Source organism: Sphingobium sp. BS19 (assembly GCF_027925545.1).
Classification (GTDB): Bacteria; Pseudomonadota; Alphaproteobacteria; order Sphingomonadales; family Sphingomonadaceae; genus Sphingobium.
Genome location: NZ_BSEF01000064.1, coordinates 1 through 2,272 on the forward strand (window position 1 = coordinate 1; position 2,272 = coordinate 2,272).

2 protein-coding genes and 1 pseudogene are annotated in these 2,272 nt (G+C 64.0%); all 3 read right to left on the reverse strand.

Annotated features, from left to right (window positions below):
- Positions 1–1,540 (reverse strand): annotated as a pseudogene (locus QMG56_RS23390) (ParB/RepB/Spo0J family partition protein); the annotation flags it as partial.
- 124 nt (positions 1,541–1,664) lie between these two features.
- Positions 1,665–2,060 (reverse strand): DUF2958 domain-containing protein, encoded by a 396-nt coding sequence (locus tag QMG56_RS23125; protein ID WP_281825245.1) that lies wholly within the window; start codon positions 2,058–2,060, stop codon positions 1,665–1,667.
- The coding region (locus QMG56_RS23130; RefSeq protein WP_281825247.1) for a zincin-like metallopeptidase domain-containing protein at positions 2,057–2,272 on the reverse strand (216 nt) is incomplete at its 5' end. The genes QMG56_RS23130 and QMG56_RS23125, both read right to left, overlap by 4 nt.

Here is a 2,272-nt window from a genome sequence, read left to right on the forward strand (position 1 = left end):
CGCAGATCCTCGGCCTGTGCGGGCAGATGAACCTCCCGGACCTGGGCTTCGAGGCATCCCTTGCTGGAATGCGGCATGAAGCAATCCATGGCCAGCCTGTGCAGCAGTGCCGTCATAGCGACATGCGGGTTTACTGCCACCGCATCCCGCAGCGCCAGCGTGCGATGCGCGGTCAGCTCGCTGACCAGGCGATCTGGCAGCGGTTTGATGATGTCGGCCTCGTCTTCCTCCTCAGTTTCGACCGCCTGGCCGCCCAGCGTGATAACTGCACCCATGCGGCTTACCTCCGGTTCTGCCCGCTGGATCACCTCGCCGGTTTCCGGGTCAACGATTTCAGCTTCCGGTTCCGCAGGCGTTTCATCCTCGGCGCGAACATAGCCGCGCTCGATCAGCAATGCGCCATCGGCGTCGATGCTGATGAAGACACCCGCCATGCTGATCTGGTCCGGCTCGAAGGTCATCGGACGGCGCTCGAAGGTTTCCAGAGCCAGTTCGATCTCACCGAGGCGGGCGTCGATCTCGTCAGGCAGTTCGTCAGCCTCGCCATATTCGGCTTCAAGCCGCTTATATTCGTCGCGCAATGCCTCGCGGGTGGCGCGCTCCTCTTCACTCAGATCGACCGTGGTGCCGACAATCTGGCGAAGGCCATGGTCGTGACCGTAGGGAAAGGTGATGGCGACCTCGATCCATTTCCAGCCCTCGGCGGCGATGGCTTCGGCCTCGGCCTTCAGCTTTTCGCCCACGAGTCGGTCGAGCAGCACCGGATCTTGCAGCCAGCCGCCATCGTCCTGCTGAAAGAGATCGCGCAGCACGCAGCCGCCAGCCTCCTCATAGGCATCGATACCAACGAACACCGCCCGCTTGTCGGCGGCGCGGACCGTGGTTTCGGTCAGCAGGCGGCGGATATGGTAGGGTTCTTTCTGCCAGCCATCCTTGATCGCTTCCCAACCTGCTCCTGACGGGCATGGTCAGAACTGACGCTGAAGGCCATGAGCTGTTCCAGCGTCATTCCGTCCCCGGCATAGACGTCGAGCAAGGCCGGTGAGACGGAAACCAGACGCAGGCGCTGCTTCACCACCTTGGCATCCACGAAGAAGGCGGCGGCGATGGCTTCCTCTGTCATGCCTTTTTCGCGCATGGCCTGGAAAGCGCGGAACTGATCCAGCGGATGCAGCGGGGCACGCTCGATGTTTTCGGCGAGCGAAACCTCATCGATCAGCACATCGGCGCTGGCTTCCGACACCACGCACGGGACCGGCGCGATCTTGGCGAGGCGCTTCTGCTTGACCAGCAATTCCAGCGCCCGGAAGCGGCGGCCGCCGGCAGGCACCTCGAACATGCCGGTTTCCTTGCCCCCGGCATCTACGACCGGGCGGACATGCAGGGACTGGATCAGGCCGCGGCGAGCGATGGACTCGGCCAGTTCCTCAACCGAGATCCCGGCCTTGACGCGCCGGACGTTGGACTGGCTGAGCACCAGCTTGTTGAAGGGAATGTCGCGCGAGGACGACAGGGTGATCTTCTGAACGGCAGTGGCCATGTCAGTTACTCCTTGACGGACGCCGGTGAGCCTCTCTCTCCGGCTATCAGCCCGTCACGAAGCGAAGCACCGCCCTCTTCCTCTGAAGAGAGCGACACCAGCCGCAGAACCTGAAAGCCGGAAATCAGGCGCTCCTGTTTTCCGTATCGGCGGATGTACGGGAAAAGCCCGCGCCGAAGCGGTAGAGCAGACGTTCAGCGGCGCGGATGCTGCCGGTCTCACGGGCGGCCTCGGCCCAGACCGAGATCGGAAAATCCCCGGTGAACAGCAGATCGCGCTCGATGCCCATGCCGAAGGGCAGCCGGACTGATTGCATCTCGCTCAGGCTCCACGAGCCGAGTTCGGGATGGCCGAGATCGGCCAGGCCGAACATGATGTCGCCATCCTCATCCAGTTCGGTGGCGACCCAGACTCCTTCACCGAGGGGGTTGAAGAACTTCACGACCGGGATGTGATCCTGATCGCGCTGGCGACCATTGGCCAGCAGGCGGTCGCGCTGTGTGCCGGTCAGGAGGATCATGCCGCGGCCCTCCGGTCGGTTACGCTGGCATCCGGCTCCCCGGTGTCTTCGGCAGGCAGATGCGACAGCAGCCAGTCCGCCGCCTTGCTGGCCTGCGAGGCGGCGCGGACAATGGCGCGGGAATCCCCACGCATGACCTCCAGCCACGACCCGATGTAATCGGCATGGCGAACGGTCGGCACGATCCCGAGCGCGGCGCAGCTGAAGGCCGC